This window comes from Streptomyces sp. NPDC053367 (assembly GCF_044545925.1).
Lineage (GTDB): Bacteria > Actinomycetota > Actinomycetes > Streptomycetales > Streptomycetaceae > Streptomyces.
This window is the reverse complement of the sequence record NZ_JBITYN010000006.1, coordinates 246,503-271,550: the sequence shown is the minus strand read 5'-3', so window position 1 is coordinate 271,550 and position 25,048 is coordinate 246,503. Positions and strand designations below refer to the sequence as shown.

Below are 25,048 nucleotides of genomic sequence, written 5' to 3'. Positions count from 1 at the left end.
GCACCGCGGCGTCGTTCCGCCACGGCCGGTCCACAGTGCGGGTGCCGACCGCGGAACCGCCGCTCCGGCTGACGGCCCCGCTCCTCACACGGTGATCCTGCGGCCGGTGACGCCGACGGGGTCGATCCGCATCCACACCGTGCGCCGGCCTCCGGCCCAGGGCGCGCTGTAGGCCCGCTCGGTGAGCCGCCTCGCCTCGTTCGGGTCCGTGACCACCGCGGCGGTGCCCCGCACCAGCACGCTCCATCCGGAGCTGAACGCCTCGTCGATGCGGTCCACCTCGAAGGCGACCCGTTGGCCGGCCGCGCGGAATGTCGTGCTGCGGGGATCGGTGCGGAAGACGATGGAGCCCGCAACGACGCCGTAGTTGACGGGCAGGGCGACCGGGCCGTCGTCGGAGAGGAACACGATCCGCCCCACTCCGTGCGCGGCGAGGAGCCTGCGGCAGTCGTCGGCGCCCAGGTCCGTGAGCTCGGCGGTCCGGGACGCCTGTCCGAGGGCCGGTGGCAGATCGGCATTGGCTCCGGTGAGCTCGGCGACTGTCGTCTCCAGTGCCCCCGCGACCCTGAGCAGCGCGCTGGCGCCGGGCGCGGCGCCCGGGTGCTCCTCCAGGTGCCGGAGGTAGCTCGCTGCCACGCCCGCGCGAGCGGCAGCCTGCCTGCGGGTGAGCCCGAGGTGGCTGCGCCGTTGGGCGATACGGCGCCCGAGGTCGCCCGCGGGCCTCTCACGCACCTTCGCGGGCGTGGCCTGCTCGGTCATGACGGTGCCTCCTTTGTTCAGGCCGTGGAAGGCAGTTGCTCGTGCAGGTGCCGCTTCAGCACCACTTTGAGCGCGCCTGTGTCGGCGGCCCCCGCGAAGACCTCGTACGCCTGCGCCATGTGCTCGACCGGGAAGGTGTGCGTGACCAGGTCGGCCGTGGGCAGGAGCCCGGCGGACGCCATGCGCAGCAACGTGGGCGTCGAGTGGGTGTCGACCAGACCGGTCGTGAGCGTCACGTTCTTGATCCACAGGTCTTCCAGGTGCAGGGTCGCCGGGCTGCCGTGCACGCCGACGTTGGCGACGTGACCGCCGGGGCGCACCATGCGGGTGCACAGCTCGAACGTCTCGGGCAGGCCCACCGCCTCGATGACCACGTCGGCGCCGAGTCCGTCCGTGAGATCGGCCGTCAGCTGTTCGGGGGCCTCGGCGGGGGCCGCGACGGCGTGGGCGCCGAGCCGCCTGGCCGCGTCGCGCCGGGCCGCGGCCGGGTCGACGGCGAGGATCCGTTCGGGGCTGAAGAGACGGGCGGTGGCGACGGCGGCCAGTCCGACGGGACCGGCGCCGACGACGGCCACGGTGTCGCCGGGGCGGACCTGCCCGTTGAGGACTCCGACCTCGTAGGCGGTCGGGAAGATGTCGGCCAGTAGGACGGCGTCCTGGTCGGGGAGAGCCGCAGGCAGCGGGTGCACCGACAGATCGGCGTAGGGCACGCGCACGTACTCGGCCTGTGTGCCGTCGATCAGGTGGCCGAGGATCCAGCCTCCGCCTCCCCGGCACTGGCCGTACATGGCCCTGCGGCAGTAGGCGCAGCGGCCGCAGGCCGTGATGCAGGAGACCAGCACCCGGTCGCCGGGCCGGACCGTGCGCACGTCGGCGCCGGTCTCCACGATCTCGCCCACCGCCTCGTGCCCGAGCACGGTGCCGGGGCGGACCTCCGGGACGTCTCCCTTGAGGATGTGCAGGTCGGTTCCGCAGATGGTGACGGCGTCGATCCGGACGATCGCGTCCGTCGGCTCCTTCACGGCCGGGTCCGGCACGTCCTCCCAGGAGGACTGGCCCGGGCCGTGGAACACATAGCCCTTCATGACGATCCTTCCGCAGTCCGGCGAGGCGCTTGGCTCGCCCCACATCTTCAGCGTGTGCGGCGGCGAGGGAACTGGCTTGGGCCGATCGGCCCCACTGGCCGGCCGACCGGGGTCGCCGGCGTCCGCGCGGCCTCGGCCGGCCCCGGCGATCTCCCTGAGAGCTCCGCTCCGGTCGCAGCGTGTGCCGACCCTGTACGACGGGCCGGCCGCGAGTCCGTGTCAACGTTCTCGTGCGCCGGACTGCGGCTCGTCAGGCTTGCGGACCGGGCGACGACGTGGCCGGTGACGCCGCGCAGCGGCACCGGGTGCGGAGCCGGGCCGTGCACCGTCCGCCGTCGCGTGCTCCTCGTTCCCCGAGTGACGGGGCGGGCCCGGCCCTGCTGATCGGTGCATCCTCCCTCACCGCCGCCGGAGGGCCCGCTCCCCCGTGTGTCCGGGGCCGATCGGCCCAACCCGTCGGGACGGCCGGTACCTGCCGCCGTGCCGGCATCAGGCCGACCGTGGAACCGGACAGCAGCGGACCGGCGGAGCGAGAGGGGCAGTCCATGAAGGCGGCAGCCGCCGGGGCCTCCGGCGAACCGCTGGTGAGCGACGGGCACGCCGGCCCGGAGCCCGGACCTGGGGGGGGTGGACTCGGTGCTCCGGTCGCGCGCCGCCGGACGCACCGCTGAACTTCGGCACCCGGCCCGCGGGCCACGTCAGCGCGTCGATCGCCGACGTGCCGCGCGGGCGGGAGCAAGGCCCGTGCCGGGCTGATGCGCCGCGCACGGTCATGGCCCACCCTGAGAAGCAGAGAGGAAAGCACCGCCATGGACCGTTATGTGTACGCGTTCACCGAGGGCGGCCGTGACATGGCCGCCCTGCTCGGAGGCAAGGGCGCCAACCTCGCCGAGATGACCCGCATGGGTCTGCCGGTGCCGCCCGGCTTCACCGTCACCACCGAAGCATGCCGGGTCTATCTGGCCACCGGTGCGGAACCGGCCGGCCTCGACCGGGAGATCGCCGATCACCTGGCAGCCCTGGAACAGGCCGCGGGGCGGCGGCTCGGACAGCCGGACGACCCGCTCCTGCTGTCCGTCCGCTCGGGTGCACGGTTCTCCATGCCCGGCATGATGGAGACGATCCTGGACATCGGCCTGGGCGACGCGTCCGTTCTCGGACTGGCGAAGTCGTCCGGGAACGAGCGCTTCGCCTGGGACTCGTACCGGCGGCTCGTGCAGATGTTCGGCAGCACCGTCATGGGCGTCGACAGCGCACTGTTCGAGAACGCCATGGCCCGCCTCAAGCAGGCCCGCGGCGCGGTCGACGACCTGGGTCTCGACGCTGCCGATCTGGCCGGTCTGGTGGAGACGTACAAGACGCTGATCCGCGAGGAGACCGGGGACTCCTTCCCCCAGTCCCCCGCCGAGCAGCTGCGCCGGGCGGTCCTGGCCGTCTTCGAGTCCTGGAACGGCGAACGCGCCCGCCTCTACCGCCGCCGCGAGCACATCCCCGACGACCTGGGCACAGCGGTCAACGTGCAGACCATGGTCTTCGGCAACCTCGGGCCCGACTCCGGCAGCGGCGTCGCCTTCACCCGCGACCCGGCCACCGGACTCCCCGGCCTGTACGGCGACTACCTGGCCAACGCGCAGGGCGAGGACGTGGTCGCCGGCATCCGCAACGCCGTCCCGCTGACCGAGCTGGAGCAGGTGGATCCGGTTTCGTACGGCCGACTGCGCGACCACATGTCGACGTTGGAGACCCACTACCGGGACCTGTGCGACATCGAGTTCACCATCGAACGCGGCCGGCTGTGGATGCTGCAGACCCGGGTGGGCAAGCGCACCGCGGAGGCCGCGTTCGCCATCGCCGCCGAACTCGTCGACGAGAAGCTGATCACGCCGGACGAGGCCCTGGCCCGGGTGAGCGGGGACGGGCTCGCCCGGCTGATGTTCCCGCGCTTCGACACCTCGGCCGTCGGTGAGGCGCTCGCACACGGGATCCCGGCGTCACCGGGCGCGGCCGTCGGAGCCGCGGTGTTCGACTCCGCCGAGGCGGTCCGGCGGGCCGCCGCCGGGGAGAAGGTCGTCCTGGTACGCCAGGAGACCACCCCCGACGACCTGCCCGGCATGGTCGCTGCCCAGGCCGTGCTCACCAGCCGGGGCGGCAAGACCAGCCACGCGGCGGTGGTCGCCCGCGGCATGGGCAAGGTCTGTGTGTGCGGGGCCGAGGAGATCTCCGTCGACGTGCAGGGGCGCCGCTTCACCGCGGGCGGCATCACCGTGGAGGAGGGCACGGTCATCTCCGTGGACGGCTCCGAGGGCGCCGTGTTCCCCGGGGCGGCTCCGCTGGTCGACTCCGTGGTGATGCGGTACTTCGAAACCGGCGAGCACTCGGCCGGGCTGGTCGACGCCGTGGCCCAGGCGATGCGACGAGCCGACGGCGCACGCCGGCTGGGGGTCCGGGCGAACGCGGACTCCCCCGAGGACGCCGCCCGTGCCCGCCGGTTCGGAGCCGAGGGCATCGGCTTGTGCCGCACCGAGCACATGTTCCTCGGCGAGCGCCGGCCGTTGGTGGAGGCGATGATCCTCGCCCGCACCGACACGGACCGGGAGCGGGCCCTCGACGCGTTGCTGCCGCTCCAGCGACAGGACTTCGTCGGCATCCTGGAGGCGATGGACGGCCTGCCGGTCACGATCCGCCTCCTCGACCCGCCGCTGCACGAGTTCCTGCCCGACCGCACCGAACTCGCCGTACGCATCGCCGCTGCCGAAGCCCGTGGCGTCCAGCCGGACGCGCACGATGTGGAACTTCTGGACGCGGTCGGCCGCATGCACGAGGAGAACCCGATGCTCGGCCTGCGCGGCGTGCGTCTGGGCCTGGTGGCACCGGGTCTGGTCGCCATGCAGGTACGGGCGATCGCCGAGGCGGTCGTCGAGCGCAGGCGGGCCGGCGGAGACCCCCGCGCGGAGATCATGGTGCCCCTCGTCGACACGGTCGAGGAACTCCGCATCGTCCGCGACGAGGTCGAGCACGTCCTGGCCGGGGTGAGCGAGGCCTCCGGCGTCAGCGTCGACTGTCCTGTCGGCACCATGATCGAGCTGCCGAGGGCCGCCCTCACCGCGGGCCGCATCGCCGAGGAGGCGCAGTTCTTCTCCTTCGGCACCAACGACCTGACCCAGACCACCTGGGGCTTCTCCCGCGACGACGTCGAGGCGGCGTTCTTCTCCGCCTACTTCGACAAGGGAATCTTCAAGGTCTCCCCGTTCGAGACGATCGACCGCGACGGTGTGGGACGCCTGGTCCAGATCGCCGTCGCCGAGGGCCGTGCCGCACGGCCCGACCTGAAGATCGGTGTCTGCGGCGAGCACGGCGGAGACCCGGAGTCGGTGCACTTCTTCCACGCCGCCGGGCTCGACTACGTCTCCTGCTCCCCGTTCCGGGTACCGGTCGCGCGCCTGGAGGCCGGACGTGCCGCCCTCGACCCGACGGAGCACAGTGACAGCAGGTGAGGCCCCTGCGTCCGGCGCGCTCCCCCGGGACGGGCGGCCCCTTTTCCCGCAGCGTGCGGAACTCCCTCACGCTGCGGGATTCGCCCGGCGGTTCTGTCCCAGCGGCCTCGATCCGCCGGACGCTACTCGGTGCGCAGCGCCGTCGCCGTCCGCGCCCCCGCCGCCCAGCCGGCCGGGATCAGCGCGCCCAGCACCGCCATCACGACCCCGCCGAGCCCCAGCAGGAACAGATGGACGGGCTCGTAGACATCGAGGACCGCCGACGGCAGCCTGGTGCCGACGGCATTCCCCATCACCGGCATGACGAGGCTGTGCAGGGCGTACCCCGCCGGCACGCCGACGAGTCCGCCGAGGGCGCCGATCGTTGTGACCGGGGCGAGCACGAGGCTCATGGTCTGCCGTGGCGACATGCCGATGGCCTTGCAGACGCCCAGGTCGTGGATCCGTTCCCGGGTGTCCAGGAGTACGGAGTCGAGTACGCCGAGGGCGGCCACGCAGACCACCAGCAAGGTGAGCAGCGCCGCCGTCGCGGACATGATGAGGATGACGCCGTCCGGTCCCGAGGGGGCGTTGGTCGTGGCGTCGCCGCCCAGTGGCTGTACGACCGCGGCGACCCGCTGGGCGTATTCGTCGGCGGAGACGCCGGACTTCACCTCGACGAGGAAGGCAGTGGGCACGGCGGACGCGAAGTCGGCCATGTCCGCATGGATCTCCAGCTCGCTGCCCGAGGTGTCGAAGGACTCGCCCACGATCTGCAGGGTCGCTGTCTCCTTCTTGTAGGTCACCCGCACCCTGTCACCGATCTTGGTGCTGGTCCTGTCCAGGAAGCGCGTGGGCACCACGACCTGGCCGCTGCCGGTGATCCAGTGCCCGGAGATCATCTCGTAGCCGCCCGCGCGTGAGTCGCCCTCGTAGAGGCCGGCCTGAACGGGGCCGGAGATCCCCGCCACGGAGACCTCGATCCGGGTTGTGCCGTAGTACGAACCCGTGCCCGTCTGCGAGGTGATGGCAGAGCGCACCTTCGCCGGGTCCGCGGTCCTGGGCTCGGACGTGCTTGCCGCGCTGCCTCCTGCGGGGGCCGGGCTTGCCGCGCCTGGCCCCGCAGGGGGAGGCGGAGGGGGTGCGAGGTTGTGCAGTCCGGTGGTCGTGACCGTGACCGCGGCACGGCTCTCGGGCTGCTGCGAGGTGCCGACCGCGGTCAAGGACGAGGTGAGCCCTACGGCGAAGGTCGCAGCGACCGTACCGAACGCCACCGCGAGCAACATGGCGAGGGTACGGACCGGATGCGTGAAGGGGACGGCGAGACCGTAGGTCACCGGTCGCGGCAGCGGCAGCAGCCCCAGCGCCCGATGTGCCCGTCGGCCGCGCCCGGTTCGCGGTGACCGGCCTACCGCGATCGCCTCGACCGTGCGCAGTCTTCCGGCCCGCCGTGCGGGAATCAGCGCCGCGAGCCCCACGACGACCAGGGCGGCGGCCGGCACCGTGACGTCCACCCACCAGGCCACCGAGAGCGAGACGTCTCCGTACACCTCTTCGGTGTCCGAGAGCAGCGGCACCGCCAGGACGTTTCCCGCGAGGACCCCCAGGGCGATGCCGGCGCCGGCCGGAATCAGCGCCTGGGCCAGGTAGGCGCACACGACTTCGCGCGGTGTGAAGCCGATGGCCTTGAGGATGCCGATTCCGCGCAGGCCGGTACCGACCGCGCCACTGATCACACTGCTGACGATGATCACCGACATCACGAGGCCGAGCACGCCGAAAGCCATCACGAACGGGACGGTCGCCGCCGCGCCCTGATCAGCGGCGCGCTTGGTGTCCAGCCAGGACTGAGTACCCAGCAGTGCACCGGCCCCCACGGATGCGGCAAGCTTCTCGCGGCCCGCCAGGATCTGCTCCTTCGTGCTCGCGGAGTCGAAGCGGTAGAGCATCTGACTCGTGACCGGGCTGCCCTCCGACGCGAGCTCCTCGACCTGCTCGGGAGTCGCCCAGGAGTCGGCCGTCCTGCCCACCGACACGGCGAAGCCGACGATCGAGAGAGCGCGGGCGTTCGGGGTGTCCGAGGCCCGCAGGGTGGCGCCGAGCGCGATGGCGGGCCCCTCGAACGACGCGGCGAGCACGATCTCGCCCGGTTTCCGCGCCCACCGGCCGGACTTCAGATCCACGCGGTCCACGTCGCCGTCCGGGCCGGGCCGCCCGACCAGGGTCAGCGTCGGCAGGGGGAAGCCCACCTGATCCACCGGGCGGAACCCCGTGGCCGGATACGGCCCCGCCCTCGCGGTGACGCCGGCCAGTTCTCCGGTCTCCACCAGCTGTGCCGCGCTCGCCTTGGCCGGATCGAACTGTGCGGTCAGGTGGGCGCCTTGCTGCCTCGCGAAGGCGTGGTCGAAGGGCGCGTGCGCGGCGACCATCAGCGACCCGGCGACCACCGCCGACGCCACGGCCATCATCGTGGCCAGGGCGATCACCACCGTCTGCACCCGCCGCCTGCCCACCCCGGAGCGTACGACCCGGCCCATCGCGCCGGTACCGATCAGGCTCATCGGGCGGCCTGCGCGTCGAAGTCCTGAGCGACGCGACCGTCGACCAGGTGAACAGTGCGGCTCGCGCACGCCTTGGCCAGCGCCATGTCATGGGTCACCAGCACGACGGTCTGCCCGGCGCGGTGCAGATCCGTCAGCAGATCACGGACGTCGCGCCCCGAGGCCGTGTCGAGCGCACCGGTGGGCTCGTCGGCGAGCAGCAGCGCGGGCCGGTTGATCAACGCCCGGGCGACCGCTACCCGTTGTCGTTCGCCTCCGGACAACCGGCCCGGGTAGGCGCTGGCGTGCTTGAGAATGCCCAGCGTCTCCATCAGCTCCTCCGCGCGGGCCGCGGCCTTACGGCGGCTGGTCCCGGTCAGGCGGGCCGGGAGCTGGATGTTGTCGGTGACGGTGAGGTCGTCGAGAAGGTTGAAGAACTGGAAGACCATGCCGATGTACTCACGGCGGAATTCGGCGAGGCCGCGCTCGCTCAGCCGGTCGATCCGCCGGCCGGCCACGATCACGGCGCCATCGGTCGGCCTGTCGAGACCGGCGACGAGGTTCAGCAGCGTGGACTTGCCGCTGCCCGAAGGTCCCGTGACGGCAAGGGCCTCCCCCTCGGCGACGCTGAGGGTGAGCGGTCCGAGCGCCGGTGCGCCGACGCGGTCGTAGCGCTTCGCCACACCGTCCAGTTCGATCACTTGATGCATACGAGTCATCCGTCCTTGCGGTCGCGAGCGGCACCTGCCGTCGCCGGTCCTGCGAACCTAGAGATGCCAGGAACGGGGCGCGTCGGCCGCGGAACCGACATCAGGCCCTTCCCGCGGAGGATTCGGCCACCACGTCATCCCTGAGGAGTAGGCCTCCGGGAGAACTACCGTGACCGGTCAGACGGACGCGGGCAGGACGGAGTGCGCAGCACAATGCACGGATGCAGACCGAAGTCCGGCGCAGTCGGCATCAGCAACTCGTCGACGCGCTACGCCCGGAGACCCATGCCGCCTCGCTGACCCGGCGAGCAGTGCGCGCCGATGTGGCGCTGGCCGTCGTCCTGACGGTCATCGCCCTGTTCGTCGCGGTGCGCCATCCCGGCGACGGGCCGGTCCACACCGGCTCCCCCACGGTCGACGTCGGAACCGGCGTCCCGGCCCCGCCCTCGCCGCCCGGCCCTGATCAGGTGCCTGTGGAGCAAGGGCCCTCCTCCGTGCCCTGGGCTCTGGCCGTCCTGTCGACGCTGCCGCTCGCAGCGCGGCGCCGGTATCCGCTGACCTCGTTCGTGGTGGTGCTGGGTGCGGCACTGGCCATCGGCAGCTCCGCTTCCTGGATCACCGTCCTGGCCTGTGTCATCGGCGCCTACAGCGCCGTCGTGCACAGCCGCTACCGGACAGCGGCGATCGCCGTGCTGGTGGTCGCCGCCGCGCTGTCCGGTATCGCTTTCCGTAACGCGGAACCCGTGCTGCCCGGTTGGTCCAGCCCGGGCTTCGTGCTCCTGGTGGCAGGGATGCTGGCCAGCCTCGTCCGGTTCCTGCAACTGCGGCTGGCCTCCAGCCGGGACCGGGTGACACGACTCCAGGCCGCGCAGGAGGAAGCCATGCGCCGTGCCGTCGAGGAGGAGCGTGCCCGCATCGCCGCCGAGCTGCACGACGTCGTCACCCACAATGTGAGCGTGATGGTGATCCAGGCCGGTGCGGCCCGCAAGGTGATGGACAGGGCGCCCGAGCAGTCGAAGGAGGCGCTGCTGGCCGTCGAGGCGGGCGGCCGGGCCGCCATGGCCGAACTCCGTCATGTGATGGGCCTGTTGGCCGGGCCGGACCTGGAAAGGCCCGACGTCCTGGAGCCCCAGCCCGGACTCGCGCAGCTCGACGCGCTCGTCGCACGAGTCCGCGCCGCCGGGACGCCCGTGAGCGTCGAGGTGTCGCTGCCGCCGCATCCGGTGCCGGCGGGGGTGGACCTCGCGGCGTATCGCGTCGTGCAGGAGGCGCTGACCAACACGATCAAACATGCGCGCGGCGCGCGGGCGTCCGTGGCCATCGCTTACACGGACGCCTGGCTGGAGATCGAGGTCGAGGACACCGGCGGCGCCGAGGGCCCGCCGCCGGTGCCGGGCAACGGCCGTGGCCACATGGGGCTGCGCGAGCGGTTGGCCGTCTACGAGGGCGAGCTGACGACCGGTCCGACGCCGGCCGGCGGCTACCGGGTGTCGGCCCGCATCCCGCGGAGCGCCGCATGACCGCGAACCGGCTACCCCTGCGCGCGGTCATCGCCGACGATCAGGCTCTCGTACGCACCGGTTTCAAGATGATCCTGGCCGCGGACGGCATCGAAGTGACGGCCGAGGCCTCCGACGGGGCCGAGGCCGTCGCAGCGGTTCGCCGCACACGGCCCGACGTCGTCCTCATGGACATCCGGATGCCGCAGATGGACGGCATCGAGGCCACCAGGCGCATCATCGGCGACGCCGGTCAGGCCGGCACCCGGGTCCTCATCCTCACCACGTACGACCTGGACCACTACGTCTACGCCGCCCTCACGGCCGGCGCCAGCGGCTTCCTCCTCAAGGACGTCACCCCCGAACACCTGGTCTCCGCCCTGCACCTGGTGCGCACCGGCGACGCTCTCCTGGCACCCACGATCACTCGCCGGCTGATCGAGCGCTTCGCCCAGCGAGACGCACCGCCGGCCGTCGCCCCGCACCGCGATCTGTCCGGCCTCACCCCACGCGAACTGGAGGTGCTCCGCCTCCTCGCGACGGGCCTCAGCAACGCCGAACTCGCCTCCCGGCTGTTCCTCAGCCCGACCACGGTCAAGAGCCACGTCGGCCGCATCCTGTCGAAACTGGACCTGCGCGACCGCGTCCAGGCGGTCGTCTTCGCCTACGAGACGGGGTTGGTGGCCCCGGGCGGGGGTGCCTAGTCATTGCCGGCCAGGGGGACACGGTCAGCCCCGAGGGGCCGACACCGGCTCGCAGGAGCCGGACACTTCTCTTCGTCTCTGGCGTTCTGTCCGCCTTGACGATCTCGACCCGGGCCGTCTGAGCGACGTCAGCCAGACCTATGGCGCGCTGTCGGTGGTCTTTTCTGCAGCTGCCCTTCAGGCTCGGGATTCCGGGCAAGGCCGCGCTCCGGGACATGTTCGACGGCCACTTCCAGGGTGAGATCGCACGCGAGCACTGGTTGACCGGCGGTCCCGGATGGCGCGTCTCGGCCGAGCTCTCCGCCGGGCCGAGGCGACGCCAGTTCGTCGAAATTGCCGACCAGTGCCACGCGCGCGCCATCGCCGGCGGCCCTCCAGTCCCTGCTGCTCAGTACTTCGAGGCTGCTCCGTCGCGCGTGCGGATGCTGGTTGGCAGGGACCCCGAGGAACCCGCCGTCCCTCCCCCACCGGCTTCCTCGCCCGGTCTCGCCGCCGCGCCGGGCGCCAGAGGGATGCGCGGCTCCCGGTCGCGGTGGCGAGCATGGCGGGCAGGCAGGGTCGGAGGCTCAGCAGTACAGGTTGCCGCCGGGTGATGTCGCGAGGATCTGTGTGAACCGCTGGTAGTTGTTCACGCGGCTCTGTACTTGGGCCGGGTTCTTGCCGTCGCACTCGAGGGAGCCGTTGATGCTGCGGATCGTCTGGCCGAAACCGGCGCCGTTCACCATGGCGTTGTGCGGCGTCATGCTGCCGGGGCCGGTCTGGGTGTTCCAGTACCACAGGGCCGTCTTCCACGCGACGGCCGAGTCGTTCTGCACGAGCCAGGGGTTGTTCAGCAGGTTGATGCCGAGCGCGTCACCGGCGGCCTTGTAGTTGAAGTTCCAGCTCAGCTGGATCGGTCCGCGCCCGTAGTAGGCGGCCTGTCCGGCCGGACAGCCGTAGGGCTGGCTCCAGTCGCAGTAGTGCGGGTAGTTGGCGGTGTTCTGCTCCACCACGTGGACCAGACCGCCGGTCTCGTGGCCGACGTTGGCGAGGAAGGCCGCGGCCTCCTGCTTCTTCACCGTGTCGCTGCCGGTGTTGGCGAAGCCGGGGTAGGCGCTCAAGGCCGCGGTGAGGCCGCTGTAGCTGTAGAACGAGTTCCGGTTGGGGAACATCTGGTTGAACTGCGCCTCCGTCACGACGAAGCGCCCGTTGGGCGTGCCCGGGCCGCTGTCGCAGGCGTACGGCTCCCAGTACCAGGTGCTGATGACCGGGTCGTACCCCGGGTTGGCGTGCTCGGCGATGTACGCCTTGCCGTCGGTGTAGCGGACGATGTCACCTGCGTTGTACGCCCTGCCGGCAACCCAGTTGGGGTAGCTGGAGCACTCCGCTGCGGCGGCGCTCGTGGCCGGGAGCAGAGCGGGGGTGCTGCCTGCGAGGGCGAGGGTGGCCAGGACGGCGGAGAGACGGCGTCTCGACATGAGTTCAACTCCTTTGCGGGCACGGCCGGCCCCGGGCAGGACGCAGCTGGAGCCCGCGCCGCACGCACCGGCGGACCGGAAACGGCGTGGGGGCGGCCGTGGTGGGGGGCTGCGAGGCCACACTCAACCGCGTTGGTCTGTACCAGTCAAGGGTGTAGACCAGTCAGGCGCAGTCCGGTTGGCGAGAGCCGGCGGGGGGCGCCGGCCCGGCCTGCCCGCACGTTGGCGGCCGGTGGCCGGGGCGGGCTGCCGGCGCGTGGGCCGCACTGCCCGGAACTCATCGCCCGCCCAGCGGGACTCGCCGGTGCGCCCGCGGGCTCGCGGGTGGATCGCACCTTTCGTCGACGGGTTGCCATGCCGATCCGGACGCGGCCTCCGCCCGGCCGGAGGCGGGCCCGCGAGTGTGCGCGGGCCCTCGGTGCCCACCCGCCGCACTTGTAGGATCCCGTCCTGACGTGGAAATGCGCGAGAGGGGCGACCTTGGTCGAACTGGCCGAGCCGGTAGGCGAGTTACGCCGCCAACTGACAGTCGCCATGAGCGAGGGGGCGGACGAGGCGGTGCGGTTCGAGCTCGGGCCCGTCGAGGCGGAGGCGACCGTCGCCGTCAGCCGCGGGTGTGCATGACCCGCGCGCGGCGGGTCGCATGGCTGACGAGGTGCTCCGAAGCCTGACCGAGGACGAGGACGAGTTCATGCTCGTCGCCGAACTGCTCGCCGCCATCGGCCACCGGGACGCCGCACGTGCCTCGGCGGTGACGGAACTGCTCACCGAACGGTCTCCCCGCTCCGCCCGCTTCTGCCTCGATCCTGCAAAGCAACGGTGGAGGCCCGCATTCAGGTATCCCACCCCGCACTGGGTACGGCCCTGGCCCTACGACCCCTGCACCCCTGCTACCCCTGAGCACGGCGACGCACGGCTCCCCGCCCCGCAGGCAGGGGCGTTCTCACTCGCATAGATGGCGCTCGCCGACCACGACACGGCAGCGGTCCGGGCCGGCCGCAGCCGCGGCAGGACAGGGCGCGCGGAGGTGCGCGCACGTCTTGCGGCGTATGTCGCCTGCCTGCCGACCGATGCGGCGGCACCGCTCTTCGAGGGGTGGGACGACATCCTGCCCCTCTTCGACCGGCTGACTTCCCTGCTCCTGCCCCCGTCGGCAGGCCCCGACATCCCCCGCGCCAAGGCCCTGCTGGCGGAGGCGCTCACCCCCGAAGGCTGGCACCACGCCGTCCCGGTACTCACGCACCTGACCCCCGAGGCCCTCCTGCGCGCCGGAGAGACGGTGCTCGCGGAAGTCGACGGCCGTCGGCAGGACGCGGTGCCTGAGGGCGTCGGTACAGGGGCTGAGACACGGGCCCGTTCCCGAGGCACCCGTGTCCCGTGCATGTGTGGACGACACCACTTGTGTCTCGGCAGGGCTGTCGCGGCCCTCAGCTCGGGGCTTGGAGCGTGGGATCACCCGGGGCGGGCTGCCCGGCCGGCGGCGCGCCGCGCGCCGGTGCCCCGGGGTGTCCTGCGCATCGGCTCGGACACGCACTGGCCACTGCCTGGTGCCTGGTGCCTGGTGCCTGGTGATGGGTGATGGGTGATGGGTGATCGCGCTGCTGGTCCTCACCTCGTTCCGACCGAACTGGAGCAGCCCTTCAGGGACCACCGACGCGCCGACCGTACAACGATGTCGACTGCGACCCGTCCGCTCTACGCGAGCCGGGCGGCGACGTACTCGGTCAGGTCCAGCAGCCGGTTGGTGTAGCCCCACTCGTTGTCGTACCAGCCGAAGACCTTGACCAGTTCGCCGTGCGCCTGGGTCAGGGGGGCGTCCAGGACGCAGGACGCGGGGTCGCCGACGATGTCCCGGGAGACGATCGGGGCGTCGGAGACCCGCAGGACGGCCTTCAGGGGCCCGTCGGCGGCCTCCCGGAAGGCTCTGTTGACCTCGTCCGCGGTCACCGGCCGGTCGAGGATCACGCCGAGGTCGGTCAGCGAGCCGTCCTCCACGGGCACGCGCACGGCGATGCCGTCCAGGGTGCCGGACAGTTCCGGCAGGACGAGGCCGACGGCGCGCGCTGCTCCTGTGCTGGTGGGGATGATGTTGACGGCGGCGCTGCGGCCGCGGCGCGGGTCCTTGTGCGGGCCGTCGAGGACCACCTGGTCGTTGGTGTAGCCGTGGATCGTGGTCATCAGCCCCTTGACCAGGCCGAAGTGCTCGTGCAGCACCTTCACCATGGGCGCCACGCAGTTCGTCGTGCAGGAGGCGTTGGAGACGACATGGTCGTTCTGCGGATCGTACGTCCCCTCGTTGACGCCCATCACGATCGTGGCGTCGACGTCCTTGCCCGGCACGGACAGCAGCACCTTGCGGGCGCCGGCCCTCAGGTGCTGTCCGGCCTGCTCGCGGGTGCGGAAGCGCCCGGTGGACTCGATCACGACGTCCACGCCGAGGTCGCCCCAGGCCAGGGCGGCCGGGTCGCGTTCGGCGGTCACGGCGACGCGGTGGCCGTCCACGGTGATCGAGTCGTCGTCGTGCCCGACGTGGCGGCCGAGGCGGCCGTACGTCGAGTCGTACGCCAGCAGATGGGCCAGCGCGGCCGGCGAGGTGATGTCGTTGACCGCCACGACCTCGATCGCCGTGCCGGTCCCCTGCTCCGCGCGTTCCAGCACCAGCCGCAGATAGTTGCGCCCGATCCTGCCGAAGCCATTGATTCCCACGCGTACGCTCACGCCCGTCACCCTCTCGGTCGGTCCTGCCTGTGTCGCCGCCAGCCTTGCGGCCGGGGTCGGGAGCGGGCTTGGGCCCTACGGGGGCGGGCCGGGGGACGTTCGGCCCCGCCGTCGGCCGCAGGGGCCAGTGGGCCGTCCGGCCCTCGTACCGAGGACTGTCGGACGCCTAGTGGGGACTGTGCGGACCTGCGCGGGACACGGCTGCGGGAGAGACGCTGATGGCAGAGCGGCGCCGGTCCCCCGCGGCGTCGCTCGCCGACTGGCCGCCGCCCGCGCGGCTTCCCCCCTTCGACGACGGAGGCACGCCCATGACCCGCCACGACGCCCGCACCGCGACCGCCGCCCCCACCGAGGTGCCGTCCGACGGCGCCGTCGCCGTCGACCGGCTGGTCACGAACGGGCTGAAGGCGCTCAACGACTACGAGGACCTCACCCAGGAACAGGTCGACCACATCGTCAAGAAGGCGTCGGTCGCCGCGCTGGACCAGCACACCACGCTGGCCCGGCTCGCCGTCGAGGAGACGGGACGCGGTGTCTTCGAGGACAAGGCGGCCAAGAACATGTTCGCCTGCGAGCACGTCACCCACAGCATGGGCCGGATGAAGACCGTCGGTGTCATCGCCCGCGACGACATCGAGGACATCGTCGAGATAGCGGAGCCGGTCGGCGTGGTGGCCGCCGTCACCCCCGTCACCAACCCGACCTCGACCACGATCTTCAAGGCGCTGATGGCGCTGAAGACCCGCAACCCGATCGTCTTCGCCTTCCACCCCTCCGCCCAGCGCAGCAGCGCCGAGGCGGCCCGGACGGTCCGGGACGCCGCCGTCGCCGCCGGCGCGCCCGAGCACTGCGTGCAGTGGATCGAGGCACCCTCGGTCGAGGCGACCCGGGCGCTCATGCACCACCCCGGCATCTCCCTCATCCTCGCCACCGGCGGCAACGCCATGGTCAAGGCCGCCTACTCGGCGGGCAAGCCCGCCCTGGGCGTCGGCGCGGGCAACGTCCCGGCGTATGTGCACAGGACCGCGAAGCTGCGCCGCGCCGTCCACGATCTGGTGCTCTCGAAGTCGTTCGACAACGGCATGATCTGCGCCTCCGAGCAGGCCGTGATCCTGGACGAGGAGATCTACGACGCGGCCCTCGCCGAGTTCCGCACGCTGCACGCCCACCTGGCGAGTGCGGAGGAGAAGGCGAAGCTGGAAGCTTTTCTCTTCCCCGTCGGTGAGGCCCCGGGCGGAGGCTGCGAGCCCAAGGTCAACTCCGCTGCCGTCGGCCGGAGTCCGGCATGGATCGCCGAGCAGGCCGGGTTCACGGTCCCCGCGGACACCTCGGTCATCCTGGTCGAAACCGAGCGGGTCGGCCCGGACGAGCCGCTGACCCGGGAGAAGCTCTGCCCGGTGCTGGCCGTGCTGCGCGCCGGTTCCGAACAGCAGGGCTTCGACCTCGCCGCGGACATGGTGGCCTTCCACGGCCAGGGCCACAGCGCCGTCGTCCACACCGAGGACCGTGCCGTGGCGGAGGCGTACGGCCGGCGGATGAAGACGGTGCGGATCATCGTCAACTCGCCCTCCTCGCAGGGAGCGATCGGCGGCATCTACAACGGCCTGCTGCCGTCGCTTACGCTGGGCTGCGGCTCCTGGGGCAGCACCTCGGTGTCCAACAACGTCTCGGCGGCCCAGCTGCTGAACGTCAAGCGGCTCTCCACCCGCCGCAACAACCTCCAGTGGTTCAAGGTCCCGCCGAAGATCTACTTCGAGCCACAGGCCATCCGCTACCTGGCGTCGATGCCCGACGTCCACCGCGTAACGGTCGTCACCGACGCCACCATGACCCGCCTCGGCTTCGTCGACCGCGTCACGCGCGTCCTGCAGCGCCGCCGGCAGCCGGTCACCGTCCAGATCATCGACAACGTCGAACCCGAGCCCAGCATCGACTCCGTCCAGCGCGGCGCCGCGCTCATGCGGGATTTCCGACCGGACACGATCATCGCGCTGGGTGGCGGCTCGCCCATGGACGCGGCCAAGGTGATGTGGTTGCTGTACGAGCAGCCCGACATCGTCTTCGCCGACATGCGGCAGAAGTTCTCAGACATCCGCAAGCGCGCCTTCCACTTCCCGGTGCCGGGCGCCCGCGCCCGCCTGGTCTGCATCCCCACCACGTCCGGCACCGGCGCGGAGGTCACCCCCTTCGCGGTCATCTCCGACCCGGCGACGGGCAAGAAGTACCCGCTGGCCGACTACGCGCTCACCCCCAGCGTGGCCATCGTCGACCCGCTCCTCACCACCGCGATGCCCCCGGCGCTGGCCGCCGACAGCGGTTTCGACGCCCTCACCCACGCCATCGAGGCGTATGTCTCGGTGTACGCCAACGACTTCACCGACGGTCTCGCGCTGCACGCGATCCGGCTGGTCTTCGGCCACCTCCGGGCGGCGGTGAACGACCGCGCCGACAGTGCCGAGGCGCGGGAGAAGATGCACAACGCCGGCACGATCGCGGGCATGGCTTTCGGCAACGCCTTCCTCGGCATCGTCCACGCCATGTCCCACACCCTCGGCGCCACCTTCCACATCGCTCACGGTCGCACCAACGCGGTCCTGCTCCCGCACGTCATCCGCTACAACGGCACCGTCCCCACCAAGCTGACCGGCTGGCCCAAGTACGAGAACTACCGCGCTCCCGAGCGTTTCCAGGACATCGCCCGCACCCTCGGCCTGTCCGCCGCCACGCCCGAGCAGGGCGTGGAGTCGCTCGCGGCGGCCGTGGAGCGCCTGCGCGACGCCGTGGGCATCGAGGCGTCGTTCCAGGCCCTCGGCGTCGACGAAAGGGTGTTCCTGGACGCGCTGCCCCAACAGGCCATGAACGCCTACGAGGACCAGTGCGCGCCCGCCAACCCCCGCATGCCGATGCTCGACGACATGCAGAACCTCATGCACGCGGCCTACTACGGACCGGCCCGGGCGACCGACGCATAGGCACGAGCGGATGGGATCGGCATCCGGATGGGGTGCCGATCCGTTCGCGTTCCAGGCAGAGGCTTCGATACGGCCGGCCGCAGAACGGCTCGGTATGCACCTCATCCGTACAGCCGAGAGCTCCCGACCGCAGTCTCAACCGGTCGGGAACTCTCGGCTGCGGTGCCCCCTCTCGTGCCGCGCCGCGAGGATCCTCAGGGCGAGGGAATCTCCCGGAGCGCACCATCGCCTTCGTACGGTGTGCGGTCGGTCTACGAGCCACCGTGCCGCATCCCGAGGAGGCCGTACCGCCTGGGAACCGGCGGCCGGGAAGCGCACAAGGAGAAGGCAGGAAGGAGTGTTCAGGCGGAGACGTGCACTCCGTACAAGGTGCGTCCCCCGACGAGCTCACGCCCGGTGACGAGCTCGGGCTCGATACGGACGAAGACCTCACGTGCCGCGGGCACCCAGGAGACCGGACCGCAGCGGACCAGACGCTCATGCTCGGCGGGATCGGTCACGACCCTCGCCGAGCCCGTGACGACGACACTCCAGCCGGACTGCCGGTCCGCGTCGACGGCGTCGGCCTCGAAAGCGACCACCGCGCCGTCTATCGCGCGGACCAGCTCCGAGTCCGCCGACGTGCGCAGCAGGACCGCGCCGTCGTCGTCCAGCGTGAAGTTGACCGGCAACACGGCGGGCAGTGCCCGGCGCGTGTGAACGATACGGCCGACGGGCACCTCAGCCATCAGGCGCAGGCACTCGTGCCGCTCCAGTTCGCGGAAACCATCGTTGGCGTACATCGGCCGGCCGTCCTTCGCTCGATACAGCGGTACTGCTACTTCCAGCCTGATCCGGGCCGCGCACGAGGGTGAGGGCCCATGGGTCCCGGCCGGGCCGGAGAACGGCCCACTGCCCCACCCCTGGACGGACCGATGGACCGGGCCGTCCGGGAGCCCGGGCGCTGCCGGAGCCCGACTGCCGCCGGCGCCCGGCCGGACGGACCGGTGCCGTCCCGCACCGGTGGGGCCGGACAGGCCGGGAAAGGCAGACGTCGGTCCTCGCCCGCCGCCTGCGGTGCCTTGGCGTGCGCTGACCGTGTGGGCGGTACCGTCGCCGGCCTGGTGAGGGCTCATGCGGCCGACGACCCGTTCGCGCGGCAGCGCGCCGAGCACCGTTCCGTACGCGCCGTGCTCCTCGTCGGCGTGCCGAGCACCGGCCGGCGACAGGGCGCGCGCACGGGTCCGCCGGACGGACTGCGACGGCTCCGTCTACCCGTCCGTGACCGGCACCCGCCACACCAACCTCGTGCCGCCCTCGGCAGGGCTGGTCCACTCGAAGTCGCCGCCCAATTGCCTGGCACGCTCGGCCATGTTGTCCAGGCCGCTGCGCCGCCCCTCAGCGGGGATGCCGACGCCGTCGTCGGTGACCTCCAGCCGTACGTCGCGCCCATCGGTCTCCAGGACCGCCTCGGCGCGGCCCGCCCGCGCGTGCCGGGCGATGTTGGTCAGCGCCTCGGAGAGAACGGCCACCAGGTGATCGGCGGTCTCCTTCGGCACGTGCGTGTCCAGCAGCCCCTCCATCCGCACGCTGGGCGCGAACCCGAGAACCGGGGCGGCCTCGCCGACCACGCGTACCGCACGGGCTCTCAGGCCCGGCCCGGCGACCTCGTCACGGGCCCGCAGGCCGAAGATGGTGGACCTGATGATCTTGATGGTCTCGTCCAGGTCGTCCACCGCGCGCGCGACGCGCTCGGCGGCCTCCTGGTGCTCGATGAAGCGGCCGGCGCTCTGCAAGGTCATGCCGGTGGCGAACAGCCGTTGGATCGCGAGGTCGTGCAGGTCGCGGGCGATGCGGTCGCGGTCCTGGAGCACCGCGATCTGCTCGGCGTCTCGGCGGCGTTCCGCCAGCTCCATCGCGACCGCCGCTTGTGCGGCGAAGCCCTGAAGCGGCTCGATCTCCTCGCCGGTGAACGCCGTCCGGCCCGCCTCGCGGACCAGCAGGACGACGCCGCGCAGGTCCTCGCCCGAGCCGATGGGGACGGCAACGGCGGGACCGAGCCCCTTGAAGCGCGGCGGGCCCGCCGAGATCCGTTCGTCACGTGTGACGTCGGGGCTGGTGATGGGGGCGGCCGCGGAGAATGCCTCACCGATGAGACTGCCGTGCACCGGAAGCACCAGGCCGCGGTGCGACTCCGCCTCTTGGCCGATGGCCAGCTCCACCGTGAGCGATGCGGTGTCCTGCATCGGCACCGCGACCAGGGCCAGCGCGGCACCGGTGATTTCCCGGGCCAGCTCGGCGATCCGCCGCAGTACCTCGCCGCCCTCACTGCCGGACAGCAGGCTGTGCGTGATCTCCGCGCTGGCTCGCAGCCAGCGCTCCCGCAGCCGGGACTCCTCGTACAGGCGGGCGTTGTCGATGGCCACACCCGCGGCCACCGCGAGAGTGGCCAGCACCGACTCGTCGTCCTCGTCGAACTGCGCCCCGCCGCGCTTCTCCGTCAGGTACAGGTTGCCGAAGACCTGGTCCCGCACCCGGATGGGGACGCCCAGGAAGCTGTTCATCGGCGGATGATGAGGCGGGAACCCGTAGGAGGCGGGGTGCTCGGACAGCTTGGACAGCCGCAGGGGCTCTGGTTTGCGGATCAGCTCGCCGAGGATGCCGTGTCCCTCGGGGAAAGGCCCGATCTTCCGGATCTGTTCGTCGGAGACGCCCACGGTGAGGAACTCCGAGAGCCGCCTGCCGTCCGGCCCGATCACACCCAACGCCGCGTACTCGGCGTCCACCAGCACTGCGGCGGCCTGCACGATGCTGCGCAGCGCCTGCTCCAGGTCCAGCTCGCGCCCCACCGAAAGGACGGCTTCCAGGAGGCTGTGCACCCGGTCGCGCGTACCGCGGGCCGCGTCGAGGCGGGCCTGCACCTCCTGGAGCAGTTCGTCCAGCCTCAGCTGGGGCAGCCGGACTCGGGCTGCCCGGGCCTCCTCGGCGCTCTCCACCGCGGTACTTCCCCTCGTCATCTCGACAGCAGACCGTCGTCGCTTCGGTCAACGGTAACGGTCCGCTCCACGGGAAGGTACAGCATCAGGCCGAGGCCGGTCCCGGGCACCGCCTGGGCCAAGTCGGCCCACGCCGGCATCTTCTCTGCGAACCCCCCGTCGCATCCGTAGCGGGTGCAGCCAGGTGCTCGCACAGCGTCTCCCCGCCCGACAGGCAGGGTTCGCCCCGCCCGCACGCCTTGCCCAGCCGGGGAACGGCGCGTGCCCCGATGACGAGGGGCTCGGCGAAGCTCGTACGACCGCTGCTTTCACGGTCCTTGTTCTCGTCGGGGGCGGGGCGGACCGGAGTCAGTCGTGCGCGACGACGGCGACGGGGGCGCTGGCGTGGTGCAGCACGGCGTGGGTGACGGAGCCGATGTGGATGCCGAAGGGGTTGCGGCGGATGCGGCGGCCGACGACGACCAGAGACGCGTCGCGGGAGGCGTCGACGAGGTGGATCGCGGCACTGCCGCCGCGGGACTCCTCCGTGACCTCCACCTGCGGGAACTTCTGCTTCCACGGCTCGACCACCCCGGCCACGGCGACGGCGTCCTGCCTGCCGAGCTCGGCGAACATGCCCGGGTCGTTGGCCAGGCCGTAGGGGTAGTACGGCGGGAGGCTCCAGCCGTGGACGACCCGCAGGCCGGTGGCGCGGCGGGCGGCCTCCTCGAAGGCGAAGCCGATCACGGCGTCGTGCGGACTGTCCGCGTCGAGTCCCAGGACGACGGGCCGGGCCCCGGTCGCCGCCGTGCCGGGCTCGTCGGCGGTGTCCTGCCCGGCGCGGACGAGGACCACGGGCACCTCGGCACGCGCGACGACGGCCTGGGCGACGGAGCCGACCAGGAAGCCGCCGATCCCGCTCAGTCCGCGAGAGCCGAGGACGAGCAGTTCGCATTCCTTCGACGCTGCCGCCAATGTCTCGCCGGGCCGGCCCACGAGCTGCTCGATGCTCACCTCGAGTCCTGGGTGCCGCCGCCGGAGAGCGCCGGCCGCGTCCCGGGGGATCCGCTCGCTCCAGTGCCGGAGCGTCTCGGGGCCGAGGAGCGGCGCCTGCACGACGCGCTCGGGGACGGGTGTCCAGACGTTGACGAGCCGGAGCGGCAGCTCGCGCAGCTCGGCCTCCCGGGCGGCCCACTCGGCCGCGGCCAGGCTCTCACGTGATCCGTCGAGACCGACGGTGACAGGACGGGACATGCTGCATGCCTCCTGGAACAGGGATGGGGAATACGAGAGTTGGACGTGCGATGTCAGGATCCGGCCGGCGGCCGTAGGGCGCGCAGGGCCACTGGGGTCCGGTTCGAGGGCCGAACGGCCTCCGTCGCGTACGGGCGTGGCCCTCAGCTCACCGGCAGGTCGGGGCGGACGAGCGTGCCGGACCTGCCGTGGACGATCTCGTACGCGGCGTCGAGCGCGCCGATGGCGGCCAGTCCTCCCGTGCGTTGCACGAACCGGGCGGCGGCCTCGGCCTTGGGGCCCATCGAACCGGCGGCGAACCGGTCTCGGCGCAGTTCGGCGGGGGTGGTGTCGAGGACCGGGTGCTGCTCGAGCGTGCCGTAGGCCCGGTAGATGTGGGGCACGTCCGTGAGGATGAGGAGGAAGTCGGCCTTGAGGTCCTCCGCCAGAAGAGCCGCCGTCAGGTCCTTGTCGACGACCGCCTCCACGCCGCGCAGCGCACCGGTGACGCTGTCGGCGGTGACGGGAACCCCTCCCCCGCCCGCGCAGACCACCAGGGTCTGGTGAGAGAGCAGGTCCTCGACGGTGTCGGTCTCCACGATCCGTTCGGGCGAGGGGGAGGCCACGACGCGACGCCAGCCACCGGTGTCCCGGGCGACGGTCCAGCCGCGCTGGCGGGACAGCGTCCGGGCCGCGGCCCGGGAGTACACCTGCCCCACGTACTTCGTGGGCCGGGTGAAGGCGGGATCGTCGGCCCGCACGAGGGTATGAGTGACGAGTGCGGCGATCCTGCGCCCGGGCAGGGCGTTGTGCAGTGCCCGGACCAGCAGTGAGCCGATCAGTCCTTCGGTCTGGGCGCCGAGCAGGTCCAGCGGGTAGGGGGCACTGAGCTCGGGGTCCGCCTCGCTCTCCGCGGCGAGCAGCCCGATCTGCGGTCCGTTCCCATGGGTGACGACGATCTCGTGCTCGTGCGCGAGTGCGGCGAGGGCGGTGGAGACGCGGTCGATGTTCTCCTGCTGCACCGCGGCGTCGGGGCGTTCGCCCCGGCGCAGCAGGGCGTTGCCGCCGAGGGCGATGACGATGCGCATGACTCAGTCCTCCAGGGTGGCGACAGGTACGGCCTTGCCGGCGTGCAGCCGGTTCTCGGCCTGGCCGCCCACGACCGAGGCGTCCGACAGGAACACCTCCTCGATGACTTCGAGTGCCTCAGGGCCCGGTGAGACGGTTCTTGGCCGTGACCTGGTGGGGCAGCGGCACGCTGATCCGGTCCCCCCAGGTGCCGGGAGCTTCTGCCCTCGACGTTGCGGTGTCCCGGGTTCTCAGCCTTCGGCGTGGGCCAGCCACAGGTCGGGGCCGAAGACCTCGTAGCGGATGTGCCGGGCCGGGATTCCCGCCCGCAGGAGCTGCGAGCGCGCCGCGCGCATGAAGGGAACCGAGCCGCAGAGGTAGACGTCGGAGTCCTCGGGCAGGTCGAGGCCGGCGAGATCCATCAGGCCGCTGCGCGCGCCGGGTTCGCCGGCGGCGTCCTGCTCGTACCAGAACTGGGCGGAGGCGTCCGGCAGTTCGTCGGCCAGGCGGCGCGTGTCCTCGCGCAGGGCATGGTCGGCCGGGGAGCGGTCGGCATGCAGCACCTGTACCGGGCGGGTGGCGCCGGTGGCCGCGAGGTGCTCCAGCATGCCGACCATGGGCGTGCAACCGATGCCCGCGGAGACCAGCACCAGCGGGCTGTCGGCGTCGTCGAGGATCACGTCACCGAACGGGGCGGAGAGCGTCAGCTCGTCACCTGCGGCGACCGTGCGGTGCAGGTGGTCGGACACCTCGCCCTCGGGTGCCCCGGCCGCGCTCGTCGCGCGTTTGACGGTGATGCGCCGGAGGTCCTCCCCGGGTGCGTTGGACAGGCTGTACTGGCGGACCTGGTGCACGCCGTCGGGCATGCGCACCCGGACGCTGACGTACTGCCCGGCGCAGGCGGCCGACGCCGGCGCGCCGTCGGCCGGACGGAGGAAGAAGGACACCACGTCGGGCGTCTCCTCGTGCCGCTCGACGACCTTCCACTGCCGCCAGGGGTGCCGCGGGTCGACCTGCGCGTCCTGGTAGAGCCGTGCCTCCAGGGCGATGAGCGCCCCGGCCATCAGCCAGTACACCTCGTCCCAGGCGGCGGCCACCTCCGGGGTGACCGCGTCACCGAGCACGTCCCCGATGGCGCGGAACAGATACTTGTGCACGATCGTGTACTGGTCCTCGGTCACACCGAGCGCTGCGTGCTTGTGGGCGATCCGGGACAGCAGGGCGTCCGGCCGCGCGTCGGGGTCGGCGAGCAGCGCCTGGGCGAAGGCCGCTATGGAACCGGCCAGGGCCTTGCGCTGGGCTCCGGTGGCCTGGTTGCCCCGGTTGAACAGGCCGTCCAGCAGCTCGGGGTGCTCGCTGAACATGGTGCCGTAGAAGCGTGCCGTGATCTCGTCGAGGGCTCCGCCCACGGCGGGCAGGGTGGCACGGACGACTGCGGCGGACTCGGGCGAAAGCATGGGTCTCCTCGGACATGAGGACGAGCTCGGGCTCGCCGCTCTCACTGGGCTTGCGTCCGGTCTATCAGCCGATCGGGCTCGCTCCCGGGCCGATCGCCCGCTCGGGGACCAACGTCCGCGTACATCGGGCCGTTCGGGCCGGGCGGTGGTGGGCTCTTGGGGGCCGAACGGCCCTGGCCCGCGCCTCCCGCAGCGCAGTAGGTGGTTCCTGAGGACGGGTCACCGAACGCTCCGACAGTGCCGTTCCGCAGCAGACCCTCGGGCAGACCGCTCGCGGCGACGCCCCGAGGGGTAGGCCGAAGAGGGCTCAGCCAGGGGCTGCGGTCGCTCGGTGCGGGGCGGCCGCGGGCACGGCGACGGCGCGGCCGGCGTCCCCCATGAGCAACCAGCAGGGGAAGCGCCGCCGCGCCCTCGGCGGC

19 protein-coding genes are annotated in these 25,048 nt (G+C 72.0%); 8 read left to right on the top strand and 11 right to left on the bottom strand.

Annotated elements, in window-relative coordinates:
• Nucleotides 1-84: 84 nt before the first annotated feature.
• Both ACIGXJ_RS19050 and ACIGXJ_RS19045 read right to left on the bottom strand, forming a co-directional pair.
• Complete coding sequence (locus ACIGXJ_RS19050) at nucleotides 85-759, bottom strand: pyridoxamine 5'-phosphate oxidase family protein (protein WP_399646522.1); 675 nt, start codon at nucleotides 757-759, stop codon at nucleotides 85-87.
• Between the two features lie 17 nt (nucleotides 760-776).
• Nucleotides 777-1,844 carry an alcohol dehydrogenase catalytic domain-containing protein gene (locus ACIGXJ_RS19045; RefSeq protein WP_399646519.1) on the bottom strand — a complete coding sequence of 356 codons (1,068 nt, stop codon included), beginning with the start codon at nucleotides 1,842-1,844 and terminating at the stop codon, nucleotides 777-779.
• Nucleotides 1,845-2,653: 809 nt separating this feature from the next.
• Here ACIGXJ_RS19045 and ppdK point away from each other — a divergent pair.
• Nucleotides 2,654-5,338 carry a pyruvate, phosphate dikinase gene (gene ppdK, locus ACIGXJ_RS19040; RefSeq protein ID WP_399646516.1) on the top strand — a complete coding sequence of 895 codons (2,685 nt, stop codon included), beginning with the start codon at nucleotides 2,654-2,656 and terminating at the stop codon, nucleotides 5,336-5,338.
• A 122-nt stretch (nucleotides 5,339-5,460) separates the two neighbouring features.
• On the opposite strand, the gene ACIGXJ_RS19035 is transcribed toward ppdK, so the two are convergent.
• A complete protein-coding gene (locus tag ACIGXJ_RS19035; protein WP_399646513.1) occupies nucleotides 5,461-7,878 on the bottom strand; it encodes an ABC transporter permease in 2,418 nt (805 codons plus the stop codon).
• Nucleotides 7,875-8,567 (bottom strand): ABC transporter ATP-binding protein, encoded by a 693-nt coding sequence (locus ACIGXJ_RS19030; RefSeq protein ID WP_399646511.1) that lies wholly within the window; start codon nucleotides 8,565-8,567, stop codon nucleotides 7,875-7,877. Before ACIGXJ_RS19030 ends, ACIGXJ_RS19035 begins: the two co-directional genes overlap by 4 nt.
• Before the next feature lie 221 nt (nucleotides 8,568-8,788).
• On the opposite strand from ACIGXJ_RS19030, the gene ACIGXJ_RS19025 reads away from it, so the two are divergent.
• The 3 genes from ACIGXJ_RS19025 (at nucleotide 8,789) to ACIGXJ_RS19015 (ending at nucleotide 11,363) form a co-directional block, all read left to right on the top strand.
• A complete protein-coding gene (locus tag ACIGXJ_RS19025) occupies nucleotides 8,789-10,087 on the top strand; it encodes a sensor histidine kinase (RefSeq protein WP_399646508.1) in 1,299 nt (432 codons plus the stop codon).
• Nucleotides 10,084-10,770 carry a response regulator gene (locus ACIGXJ_RS19020; protein ID WP_399646505.1) on the top strand — a complete coding sequence of 229 codons (687 nt, stop codon included), beginning with the start codon at nucleotides 10,084-10,086 and terminating at the stop codon, nucleotides 10,768-10,770. The genes ACIGXJ_RS19025 and ACIGXJ_RS19020 overlap by 4 nt, the downstream gene beginning before the upstream one ends.
• Nucleotides 10,771-10,910: 140 nt before the next feature.
• Complete coding sequence (locus ACIGXJ_RS19015) at nucleotides 10,911-11,363, top strand: DUF6082 family protein (protein ID WP_399646502.1); 453 nt, start codon at nucleotides 10,911-10,913, stop codon at nucleotides 11,361-11,363.
• Here the strand turns inward: ACIGXJ_RS19015 and ACIGXJ_RS19010 are convergent.
• A complete protein-coding gene (locus ACIGXJ_RS19010; RefSeq protein WP_399646500.1) occupies nucleotides 11,337-12,227 on the bottom strand; it encodes a glycoside hydrolase family 19 protein in 891 nt (296 codons plus the stop codon). The genes ACIGXJ_RS19015 and ACIGXJ_RS19010 overlap by 27 nt on opposite strands.
• A gap of 480 nt (nucleotides 12,228-12,707) precedes the next feature.
• Here ACIGXJ_RS19010 and ACIGXJ_RS19005 point away from each other — a divergent pair, with 480 nt between their 5' ends.
• From ACIGXJ_RS19005 to ACIGXJ_RS18995, 3 genes are read left to right on the top strand one after another with little or no spacing between them, the layout of a single operon-like run.
• Nucleotides 12,708-12,851 carry a trypco2 family protein gene (locus ACIGXJ_RS19005; RefSeq protein WP_399646498.1) on the top strand — a complete coding sequence of 48 codons (144 nt, stop codon included), beginning with the start codon at nucleotides 12,708-12,710 and terminating at the stop codon, nucleotides 12,849-12,851.
• A 19-nt stretch (nucleotides 12,852-12,870) separates the two neighbouring features.
• Nucleotides 12,871-13,182, top strand: a complete 312-nt coding sequence (locus ACIGXJ_RS19000; RefSeq protein WP_399646496.1) for a hypothetical protein — start codon at nucleotides 12,871-12,873, stop codon at nucleotides 13,180-13,182.
• Complete coding sequence (locus tag ACIGXJ_RS18995; RefSeq protein ID WP_399646494.1) at nucleotides 13,183-13,806, top strand: hypothetical protein; 624 nt, start codon at nucleotides 13,183-13,185, stop codon at nucleotides 13,804-13,806.
• 116 nt (nucleotides 13,807-13,922) lie between these two features.
• Here ACIGXJ_RS18995 and gap read toward each other — a convergent pair whose 3' ends face one another.
• Nucleotides 13,923-14,945 carry a type I glyceraldehyde-3-phosphate dehydrogenase gene (gene gap / locus ACIGXJ_RS18990; RefSeq protein WP_399646492.1) on the bottom strand — a complete coding sequence of 341 codons (1,023 nt, stop codon included), beginning with the start codon at nucleotides 14,943-14,945 and terminating at the stop codon, nucleotides 13,923-13,925.
• A 308-nt stretch (nucleotides 14,946-15,253) separates the two neighbouring features.
• Here gap and adhE point away from each other — a divergent pair, with 308 nt between their 5' ends.
• Complete coding sequence (gene adhE / locus ACIGXJ_RS18985; protein ID WP_399646965.1) at nucleotides 15,254-17,917, top strand: bifunctional acetaldehyde-CoA/alcohol dehydrogenase; 2,664 nt, start codon at nucleotides 15,254-15,256, stop codon at nucleotides 17,915-17,917.
• Nucleotides 17,918-18,258: 341 nt separating this feature from the next.
• On the opposite strand, the gene ACIGXJ_RS18980 is transcribed toward adhE, so the two are convergent.
• The 5 genes from ACIGXJ_RS18980 to ACIGXJ_RS18960 form a co-directional block, all read right to left on the bottom strand.
• Nucleotides 18,259-18,699: a pyridoxamine 5'-phosphate oxidase family protein gene (locus tag ACIGXJ_RS18980; protein ID WP_399646490.1), complete on the bottom strand. Its 441-nt coding sequence runs from the start codon at nucleotides 18,697-18,699 to the stop codon at nucleotides 18,259-18,261.
• A 468-nt stretch (nucleotides 18,700-19,167) separates the two neighbouring features.
• The gene (locus ACIGXJ_RS18975) at nucleotides 19,168-20,913 is read right to left on the bottom strand and encodes a GAF domain-containing protein (protein WP_399646488.1); all 1,746 of its coding nucleotides are present in this window, start codon (nucleotides 20,911-20,913) and stop codon (nucleotides 19,168-19,170) included.
• A gap of 327 nt (nucleotides 20,914-21,240) precedes the next feature.
• Complete coding sequence (locus ACIGXJ_RS18970) at nucleotides 21,241-22,125, bottom strand: universal stress protein (protein WP_399646486.1); 885 nt, start codon at nucleotides 22,123-22,125, stop codon at nucleotides 21,241-21,243.
• A gap of 143 nt (nucleotides 22,126-22,268) precedes the next feature.
• Nucleotides 22,269-23,192, bottom strand: a complete 924-nt coding sequence (locus ACIGXJ_RS18965) for a carbamate kinase (RefSeq protein WP_399646484.1) — start codon at nucleotides 23,190-23,192, stop codon at nucleotides 22,269-22,271.
• Between the two features lie 231 nt (nucleotides 23,193-23,423).
• Nucleotides 23,424-24,629, bottom strand: coding sequence for a globin domain-containing protein (locus tag ACIGXJ_RS18960; RefSeq protein WP_399646482.1), 1,206 nt, complete (start codon nucleotides 24,627-24,629; stop codon nucleotides 23,424-23,426).
• Between the last annotated feature and the right edge of the window lie 419 nt (nucleotides 24,630-25,048).